The organism is Candidatus Merdisoma sp. JLR.KK006 (genome assembly GCF_036941035.1).
Lineage (GTDB): Bacteria > Bacillota > Clostridia > Lachnospirales > Lachnospiraceae > Laedolimicola.
In genome coordinates, this window is record NZ_JAYMNS010000043.1 from 19,792 (window position 1) to 28,406 (window position 8,615).

The 8,615-nt window shown below is 47.4% G+C and carries 9 protein-coding genes and 1 pseudogene; all 10 read left to right on the top strand.

Translation table 11 applies throughout. The features are described 5' to 3' along the window. Positions 1-11: 11 nt before the first annotated feature. Positions 12-851, top strand: coding sequence for a ParA family protein (locus tag VSQ61_RS21005; protein WP_159749840.1), 840 nt, complete (start codon positions 12-14; stop codon positions 849-851). Beyond that, positions 841-1,731, top strand: a complete 891-nt coding sequence (locus VSQ61_RS21010) for a ParB/RepB/Spo0J family partition protein (RefSeq protein ID WP_159749842.1) — start codon at positions 841-843, stop codon at positions 1,729-1,731. The genes VSQ61_RS21005 and VSQ61_RS21010 overlap by 11 nt, the downstream gene beginning before the upstream one ends. A gap of 17 nt (positions 1,732-1,748) precedes the next feature. Continuing rightward, positions 1,749-2,864, top strand: a complete 1,116-nt coding sequence (locus tag VSQ61_RS21015; protein ID WP_159756328.1) for a DUF6017 domain-containing protein — start codon at positions 1,749-1,751, stop codon at positions 2,862-2,864. Further along, entirely contained in the window at positions 2,865-3,527 is a 663-nt protein-coding gene (locus VSQ61_RS21020) for a hypothetical protein (protein WP_159749844.1), read from the top strand. 41 nt (positions 3,528-3,568) lie between these two features. After that, a complete protein-coding gene (locus VSQ61_RS21025; protein ID WP_159749846.1) occupies positions 3,569-3,937 on the top strand; it encodes a hypothetical protein in 369 nt (122 codons plus the stop codon). Between the two features lie 69 nt (positions 3,938-4,006). Beyond that, positions 4,007-4,534 carry a hypothetical protein gene (locus tag VSQ61_RS21030; protein ID WP_502877064.1) on the top strand — a complete coding sequence of 176 codons (528 nt, stop codon included), beginning with the start codon at positions 4,007-4,009 and terminating at the stop codon, positions 4,532-4,534. 122 nt (positions 4,535-4,656) lie between these two features. Continuing rightward, positions 4,657-5,304, top strand: coding sequence for a hypothetical protein (locus tag VSQ61_RS21035; RefSeq protein WP_334346310.1), 648 nt, complete (start codon positions 4,657-4,659; stop codon positions 5,302-5,304). Between the two features lie 96 nt (positions 5,305-5,400). Further along, the gene (locus tag VSQ61_RS21040) at positions 5,401-5,877 is read left to right on the top strand and encodes a PcfB family protein (RefSeq protein ID WP_159749852.1); all 477 of its coding nucleotides are present in this window, start codon (positions 5,401-5,403) and stop codon (positions 5,875-5,877) included. Next, positions 5,874-6,563: pseudogene (locus VSQ61_RS21045) on the top strand (type IV secretory system conjugative DNA transfer family protein); the annotation flags it as partial. The gene VSQ61_RS21040 and the pseudogene VSQ61_RS21045, both read left to right, overlap by 4 nt. Positions 6,564-7,403: 840 nt before the next feature. Continuing rightward, a partial coding sequence (gene ltrA / locus VSQ61_RS21050) for a group II intron reverse transcriptase/maturase (RefSeq protein ID WP_334346311.1) occupies positions 7,404-8,615 on the top strand: 1,212 nt, incomplete at its 3' end.

Genomic DNA, 8,615 nt, shown 5'->3' on the forward strand with positions numbered 1-8,615 from the left:
GGAGAATCATCATGTGTAAAATAATCGCAATCGCAAACCAGAAAGGCGGAGTCGGCAAGACCACCACCACAAGCAACTTAGGAATTGGATTGGCAAAACAGGGAAAGAAAGTGCTTCTGATTGATGCGGATGCACAGGGCAGTCTGACAGCAAGTTTAGGATTTACAGAGCCGGACAGTCTGGAAGTCACGCTCGCAACCATTATGGGAGATTTAATCAATGACGAGGAAGTAGAGCCGGGAGAGGGTATCCTCCACCATGAGGAAGGGATAGACTTAATGCCGGGGAACATTGAGCTTTCCGGTCTGGAGGTTTCCCTTGTGAATGTAATGAGCCGGGAAACGGTACTCCGGTCGTACATAGAGATTGTCAGGGAGAGTTACGATTATATCTTGATTGACTGTATGCCTTCCCTCGGCATGATTACCATAAACGCCTTTGCCTGCGCCGACAGTATCCTGATACCCGTACAGGCGGCATACCTGCCCGTCAAAGGCTTACAGCAGCTTATTAAGACGGTGGGAAAGGTAAAGCGGCAGATTAACCCGAAGCTGGAGATTGAGGGGATTCTGCTTACAATGGTGGACAGCCGGACGAACTACGCAAAGGACATCAGCTCCATGCTGAAGGAAGCCTATGGAAGCAGGGTAAGGATATTTGCCAATGTTATTCCCATTTCCGTCCGGGCGGCGGAGATTTCAGCGGAGGGCGTCAGCATCTACAAGCATGATCCAAAGGGAAAAGTGGCGTCAGCTTACGATTCTCTGACAAAGGAGGTAATCACCTCTGCTCGTCAGGGTGACTCGCACTTTGCTCCGCAAAGCAAGGAGGTGAGCGCAGATGGGCAGTAATATAAAATCAAGAAGCGCATCAAAGGTTGCTCTGGAAAGTTTTGATGATTTGTTCGGCGGAAATACCGCACAGGAAAACGGGGTGGAGCAGATTATCAATGCGCCGCTGGCAGAGCTTTATACGTTCAAAGACCACCCGTTCCGGGTGGAGGACGATGAGAAGATGGAGGAAACAACCGAGAGTATCCGCCAGTACGGGGTGCTTGTGCCGGGGATTGCAAGACCGAGGGCGGGCGGCGGCTATGAAATCATAGCCGGACACCGCCGCAAACGTGGCTCGGAGCTTGCCGGAAAGACGGAGATGCCTGTGGTTGTCCGCAACTATACCGATGATGAAGCTACGATTATCATGGTGGATTCCAATATCCAGAGGGAGGACATCTTGCCAAGCGAAAAGGCGAGAGCCTACAAGATGAAATATGAAGCCATGAAGCATCAGGGGAAGAAGTCAGGCAGAAACACGCTGGATGAGGTCGGGGAAGCTGCCGGGGAGAACGCTAAAAAGGTTCAGCGGTATATCTGGCTCTCCCGCCTGTCTGATGAACTCCTTGCTATGGTGGACGGTAAAAAACTCGGTTTCTCACAGGGCGTTGACATTTCCTTTCTTGCGGAAGAAGCGCAAGGGTGGGTACAGGCAGTCATAGAGGAAAAAGGCTGTAATGTCAGCATGGCGCAGTCGGCAAAAATTAAGGAATATGGCAAGACCGGGGAACTTACCCTTCCAATGGTGCGCCTGATACTGACGGAGGAAAAGCCGAAGGAACGGAAAGTGACGCTGAAAGCGGATAAAATCAGCGAATATTTTGCGGAGGATTGCAGCAGTGAGGAAATAGAGGTCATCATCATTCAGCTTCTGGATGAATGGAAGAAAAGACAGTAGAGGGGAGGTGCATCGGCGTGGATGGCACAATAAAATTCGACTATTATTATGGCATCGAAGCGGAACAGTTTTCCTTTTACCGGATTCCGAGGCTTCTGATAAAAGACGCAAGGTTTAAAGAGTTGTCCAGCGATGCAAAGCTCCTTTATGGTCTGATGCTTGACAGGCTGGCATTGTCAATCAAGAATGGCTGGCTTGACGAAGAAAACCGGGTGTATATCCATTACACCCTTGATAACATAATGGAGGATTTGGGATGCGCAAGGGAGAAATGCGCAAAGGTGATAGCGGAGCTTGACAGCAAAAAGGGCATCGGTCTGATTGAGAAGAAAAGACAGGGGCTAGGCAAGCCGGACATTATCTATGTGAAGAATTTTGCGACACTGGATACCGGGAAAGAACCGGGCGGAGAGCCGGAAAAGCCGGATAATGCTGACAATTCCGCAGAAGTTCGGAAACCGAACTTCAAGAGGTTCGATAATCAAACTTCAAGAAGTTCGGAAATCGAACTTCAAGAGATTCGGAAATCGAACTTGCAGGAGTTCGGAAACCAGACTTCAAGAAATTCGGAAATCGAACTTGCGGAAGTTCGGGAATCGAACCCTAATTATAACAATACTAATTATACCGATCTGAGTTATACCAATCCTATCAATCAATCAGATAGTGGAACAGAGAAACAGAAACCGGGCAAGCCGGATAATGGTATGATTGATGTGATGGATGAAGCCAGCGCCTACATGGAAATCATTAAGAAAAATATTGAGTATGAGCATCACATGAAATATGGCGATTGGAGTGAAAAAGGTCTTTATGAGGAACTGTATGAGGTAATCTGCGAGATTGTGTGCGTGAAGCGTAAGACGGTAAAGGTCAACGGGGAAGATTACCCGTATGAGCTTGTAAAGTCTAAGTTTTTAAAGCTGGACAGCTCCCATTTGGAGTATGTCATCGGGTGCATGAAGGAAACCACAACAAGGATAACCAACATCAGGGCGTACATGGTGACAGCCCTCTACAATGCCCCGAATACCATGAACCATTATTACCAGCAGTTGGTTCAGCATGATATGTATGGCGGCGGTTGGGAAGAAAAAGGGATGTTTGAGCGCAAAGCGGAAGGAGATGGATAAATGGAGTCCATGAGGGATATTGACCGGACAATGGAACGGGAAATCGCAAAGGGGAGCTGCCCGCTAAAGTTCGTGAGGATAGAGTTTGGCGATTCCCCTTATCAGGAGATTGCGTCAAGGGAAAAGCTGCTGCAGGTATTGTCCTATCTGCTGCGGACAGGCGATTATGGCAGGTTTGCCGGGAAGGGGACAGGGAATAATGTTTACATGGATATTAAGGGCAGGAAGCCAGCTTTTCAGCGTACCCGTTCTTTTCTTGACCGGAACAGCATATTTTCCGCAATCCGCAGGTATGGGAAGAAAATAAAGCCGGATTTTGACGGGCATACTTATCTGGAAACGGTATGGTGTATCTTTGAACTGCCGGAAGGGGAACAGGAAAAATACAGGGTAACCTATGACGGGCAGGAAGCCTTCGCTTTCCCCATGTCCGATAAATATATCCTCGGACTTTACACGCACTGTATCTCGGCAAGGCGGGCGGCATCGGCGGATATGGATATTCCCGGATCAGGCTTTTCGGGGAAGGAACAGGGCATCGCCAGTCTGGAAGATGTGCGTGACGTATTGTTCCAATGCCTTTTGTTTGACACAATAAAATGCGGGGAAGGCGTGTTATACGCTGACCTCTGCACAATCTACTGTTTAAAAGAGGATAGATAGCTTTTGGACTTTTTGTCCAGAAGTAAGTTAGGAGGTGCGCTATGGCGGAAAAATTTATTACGGAAGAACAGCGGGCAAAATGCCGGAAGGTGGCGGATGCGTTTGCGGAGCTGTATGAGCTGACCGATGTAATGGTGGCGGATGCCGGGAGGTTCGGCTTTGTCCGTCTGCAATGGTTCAGTGAGGGGGAAGGTTTTGATTCGGCAATGGCATTTTCGGACAGTGAGGAACTGTTTGAGGAACTCTGGCGGATATGGTATGAACATGAAGTATTAACGCCAGTGCTTGGTACGCCGCTTGCGGAGCTTGACTATGACGAGATATTCCAGACGCTTTCCAAAGACAGGCAGGAGGAAATATTGGAGAAAAAGAGATATTTCATTGACCTGTGCAAAGACGCTTTCGGTTAAGGCGGCAGATATTTTTTACAATTCCGGGGCGTTTTCTGCTAAAATAGACCGTATCAGGATAAAGGAGTGGTGCGTTTGGGAAACAGGAAGCGGAGGGCGGACAGGACATATAAGGACTTAAAGCAGAAACAGAAAGCCGGAATAGCAGACGGTATGTTCCAAAAGACCTGTGATTATTACAGGGAGCATGGCAGGATGCCGGAAGGAGAGGACTGTGAAAAAATTGCGGGGCAGATTTACCAGAGGGTAAAGGGGATAGCGGAAAAGGCTTCCTTCGATGAAATATACAGCCTGTATCTTTACCGTCTGCCACGTTATGAAACAAGGATTGCGGAGAACGGGCTTCCCGAAAAGAAGGAAAAAAAGCAGGATGCCGACAAGCCGAAAGTAAAGCAGAAGGGCAGGAGCAAAAAAATATGCCCGAACTGCGGAAGGAAGATGAAACAGCAGTTTATCGGCTTGCAGCATTGTAAATGCGGCATGAGCTGGAAAAAGGATATAGGATATTTTGAGCGTACCGGGGATATGGTTTTCGCTCTGGAACGGAGGAAAGTAGGGAAAAAGACAAAGCAGTGTCCGGTGATCCGGTACAGATAATTAAATACCAGAAACAGCGTGAGGGCAGTTATAGACCGTAAACAGCGGTTTATAGCTGCCCTTTTTGCGTTTGGAAAACTTTTGGACAAAAAGTCCAGAAGCGGAAAGGAGAAATCAGGAAGATGAAACACAAAAAAGCAACAGCAGTTTCCCTTGCGGCGGTAGCGGGAGCAGCGGTATTGGGCGGAATCCGTTATGCGGCAGGGAAAAGGAAACCCAAAGCAGCGAGGGAAAATGACGTGCAGGAGGAAGGATTGACAGAGGATAAGATGCGGGAATGCCTTCTCCGCCTGTTCCGGCTGTATGAGGACAGTGAGTTTGATGATTCGGCGGAGTTTTTGGGCGATGGGAGCGATCCGAGGGAATATGAAGCGGAGAACTATTCCAGCCAGTTATTCCCTTATATCAAAAGGAACATGAAAGACGTGATGATGATGGAGGGGGACGATGGTACGGGGAAAGAACCCTTCGCCATGACAGATGTTCTTTTCTGTTATCCAGCCTGCAAGATAGGCTGTGAGATAGAGGAGCTGTTTTCGGACAACTTTGTCCTGTGCCTTGAAAGCGAGATATGGATGCTGGAAAACGGGGAGTTTGCATCTGTCTATTGTGTCAGTATTGGAAAGGACGGAGGGCGGCTCAGTTACCGATTTGTGGATACCTACATCAAAAATCCGGGGGACATTCGTATCTGCTTTGAAGATTTGGAATCCGGGTTTGCACAGATTATCAAAGCGTTGGAAGAAGGGAGAAAGCCGGAACTGCCATAATCCGGTCAGAAAGGAGAGCTTATGAAATATATGATCCACAGGCTGTACGTCCCACCCTGACGGGCGTACAGCAATAAAAAAAGAAGGAGGAAAACCATGCAGGAGGAAGTGACACAGAAAACCATTGCCCTTGTGTTTAAATCTTCCCGGCTGACTGCCGACGTGCTGAAAAAGGCTATGAAGATGTATCTGGAACACCGGAAACAGGGAAAGCAGATGCCGCATGGGAAAATATCAGTGAAAGAGCTGGTCGGTCAGGGTATGGGCGCTTCGAGCATTGAGGTGACGGATAACAACATCAAGTCCTTTGAGAGAGTGGCAAAGAAGTATAACGTGCAGTTCGCTGTGAAGAAGGACAAGACGGAGAAGCCGCCGAAGCACATCGTATTATTCAAGGGCAAAGATGCCGACGTGATAACGCAGGCATTTAAGGAGTTTGTAAAAGTTAATGAGAAAAAGCATAACCGCATCTCCGTAAAGGAGAAGCTGGCGCAGTTCCGGGAGCAGCTAGGCAAGGACAAAAAACGGGAGAGGGCAAGGGAACACCAGAAGGACAGGGGGCAGTCATTATGAGTAAAATCGTAGAGGGCATTGCCAAAGACCTAAAGTCAATCCCTGAAAAGCTGAAGGCAAAGACGGGGAATATTGACAAAAAGAAACTTTTCCTTATGAACCTCCCCTATGCGCTTGCCGGGTATTTCTGCGACAAAATTGCGTGGCTGTGGCGGGTATCGCCGGGGCAGGACGCTTCCGCAAAAGCGATGGCGGTCATGGCGGGGATGGAGGACTTATTTTCCAACCCGTTACCAAGTTTCCACCCAAAAGATTTGCTGATAGGGATAGGGTGCGGCATTGCGCTCCGCCTTGTGGTGTATTTCAAAGCCAAGAACGCCAAGAAATTCCGGCATGGCATGGAGTACGGTTCTGCGAGATGGGGGAACGCAAAAGATATTGAGCCTTATGTCGATCCGGTGTTTGAGAACAACGTGTTACTCACAGAAACGGAAAGACTGATGATGTCCGGCAGACCAAAACAGCCGAAGTATGCGAGGAATAAGAATATCCTTGTCATCGGCGGTTCTGGTTCGGGCAAGACGAGGTTTTTCGTAAAACCGAACCTTATGCAGATGCACAGTTCCTATGTTGTCACTGATCCGAAGGGTACAGTATTAGTAGAGTGCGGAAAAATGCTCTTAAAGAACAGTTACCGGGTGAAAGTGCTGAATACCATTAACTTCAAGAAATCCATGCACTACAACCGTGCGACTTGTTCGTCGCTGAAAAGGCGGCGCACAGCGCTGTTTTTAATCAGTTCTGTGAACTGATAATTCGAGAGGTGGAATGATAGGGTAACGCCTTGAAACGCCTCCCCTGATACTCCGGCATGCGTCATCACTCTGTGATGAGGTGTGAAGCCCGGTAAAGTCGGCAGAAAGGTGCCGTAACAGATAACGCTGACGAAACCTGTCCAGAGGTGGACAGCGCACCCCATATGCCGGGGGTCTATAAAATACCTATGGTTAGAATGGCAGCAATGCCTGACGAAACTCCCGAATGTAAAGGTCTAAAAGTGCCACATACAGAAATGTATGTGTGGGTTCATGCCCAGACAGTGCGGTTTAGTAGGAATGGTTGTTACGAACTACCGTGATGTGTTACAGGCACATGCAAGCTGTCAGGCTTAGAGGGAACACCTAAGGGTATATATGCACAGATAGAATTATCGGAACAAGGAAAGGCAGAGAATCCTATGGATAATCCGGCGAAGAATAATAAGCGGATGAATCTCTGCTGAAAGGTCGTGGTCGAACTGTCGATGTTGCCTGCGAAAAAGAGGGTGACGGAGGAATGGCCACAAGTCAGGCAGAAAATCAGCAGTACACACTCTCTAATCATGCAGTCGAGTAAGAATAAGAAATTGTCACTCGAATCAATGAAACGGGGTGATGTACATGACACGGAAAGCTAAAAAAAGAAGTAAACTGCGCCATGCGGAATACTATGACATGCAGAACATCTTTGATGAACTGTATGCAAAAAGCAGAGATGGAGAGATATTTAATAATCTCGTAGAAATCATAGTGGCACCAAATAACATCATGCTTGCTTTCAGAAATATTAAAAGCAATGATGGGAGCCATACCGCCGGTACAGACGGGAGAACGATAGAATCCCTGGCAGATATGCCGGAAGAAGATTTTGTCTCCCTTATTCAAAAACAGTTTACAAGGTATGTGCCAAAAACAGTAAGGAGGGTAGAGATTCCCAAACCAAACGGGAAATTAAGACCGTTAGGTATACCGTGTATCATAGACCGGATTGTACAGCAATGCATATTACAAGTCATGGAGCCAATCTGTGAAGCAAAGTTCTATGAACATTCATACGGCTTCAGACCTTGCAGGAGCGCTGAAAACGCTGTCTCCTACGCTTATGGACTGGCTCAAAGGAATAAACTCCACTATGTGGTGGACGTGGATATAAAGGGTTTCTTTGACAACGTAAATCATAGAAAGCTGTTACAGCAGATATGGACGCTGGGTATACGGGATACCAAACTGATTCAGATAATCAAAGCAATGCTGAAAGCGCCAATTCAAATGCCAGATGGAGAAATCCTACACCCAGATAGGGGAACCCCTCAGGGCGGCATACTTTCCCCGCTGTTAGCCAACATTGTCCTGAACGAACTGGACTGGTGGATAGCGTCACAGTGGGAGGGTATGGCAGACCATATGAAGTCTCCTTGTAAGGTCACATATTATCCGAACGGGGCAGAAAAAAAGTGCAACAGCCACACGGCGCTCAAAAAGAGCAACCTCAAGGAAATGCGTATAGTCCGGTATGCAGATGATTTTAAAATCTTTTGCAGGAACCGTAAGGACGCTGACAGAACATACCATGCGGTTGAGGACTGGCTGCTAAAGCGGCTCAAACTGGAAATTTCAGATGAAAAATCAAAGGTCACAAATCTCAGGAAAAGAGATAGTGAATTTCTGGGGTTCCGTATGAGGCTGATAAAGAAACGCAGGACATGGGTAATCAGTTCAAATGTCTGTGACAAGGCAATGTCGCATATGCAGAAAGAACTCTCAAAAGCAATTATAGAGATTCAAAACAGCAAGACAGCAAGCGACATAAAGAGCAACATTCACGAATACAACGCCAAAGTCATAGGTATGCAGAACTATTATTGTATTGCTACGAGGATAAATCTGAATTTTAGCCGAATGGCTCATGTGAATAATGGTCGCTTTCTCCATCGGATAGATGGGTATAAAAAGCAGGGCGAATTAAACAACAAATATATA

Excerpts from the sequence above, each read along its gene's own strand:
- VSQ61_RS21010 (WP_159749842.1), top strand. The coding sequence starts at position 841 with ATGGGCAGTAATATAAAATCAAGAAGCGCATCAAAGGTTGCTCTGGAA.
- VSQ61_RS21025 (WP_159749846.1), top strand. The coding sequence starts at position 3,569 with ATGGCGGAAAAATTTATTACGGAAGAACAGCGGGCAAAATGCCGGAAG.
- VSQ61_RS21040 (WP_159749852.1), top strand. The coding sequence starts at position 5,401 with ATGCAGGAGGAAGTGACACAGAAAACCATTGCCCTTGTGTTTAAATCT.
- VSQ61_RS21005 (WP_159749840.1), top strand. The coding sequence starts at position 12 with ATGTGTAAAATAATCGCAATCGCAAACCAGAAAGGCGGAGTCGGCAAG.
- VSQ61_RS21035 (WP_334346310.1), top strand. The coding sequence starts at position 4,657 with ATGAAACACAAAAAAGCAACAGCAGTTTCCCTTGCGGCGGTAGCGGGA.
- VSQ61_RS21020 (WP_159749844.1), top strand. The coding sequence starts at position 2,865 with ATGGAGTCCATGAGGGATATTGACCGGACAATGGAACGGGAAATCGCA.